General features: G+C 36.8%; 1 protein-coding gene. It reads left to right on the top strand.

The genetic code is table 11. The annotated features are described in order from the left end of the window. Positions 1-57: 57 nt before the first annotated feature. Positions 58-494 (top strand): DoxX family protein (locus tag ACTQ5K_RS25565; RefSeq protein ID WP_413145849.1); only part of this gene is annotated, 437 nt, incomplete at its 3' end.

Genomic DNA, 494 nt, shown 5'->3' with positions numbered 1-494 from the left:
AAATGTGAAATAGTGAACAATATAATCAGATAACTAATCTTAAGGAGATGGAGTAAAATGTTAGACTTATTAAGAAATAATAAAGTGGTTGCCGGAATTTTAGCGATATTTAGAATTTATCTTGGTTATCAATTTATCCATGCAGGCTATGAAAAAATTACAAGTGGTGGCTTTGACGCAAGTGGATTTTTACAAGGGGCAATTGCAAATAGCACAGGTGATCACCCAGCAGTACAAGGATGGTGGGCAACATTTCTAGAACATATAGCACTCCCAAATGCGGATTTATTCAGTTTCATGGTTCAATGGGGAGAAGTTCTAGTAGGGATTGCACTAATCCTAGGTTTATTCACAAGCTTTGCAACATTGATGGGAATGGTCATGAACTTTGCCTTCTTATTTAGTGGAACAGTAAGCACAAATGGACAAATGATTCTATTAGCAATATTCGTTATCGTAGCAGGTGCAAACGCAGGTAAATTTGGTCTAGACCG

Origin of the sequence: Niallia sp. Sow4_A1 (assembly GCF_052116745.1) — a bacterium.
Lineage (GTDB): Bacteria > Bacillota > Bacilli > Bacillales > Cytobacillaceae > Niallia > Niallia hominis.
Note: the sequence above shows the minus strand (reverse complement) of the source record. Positions and strands in the feature narration are given on the sequence as shown.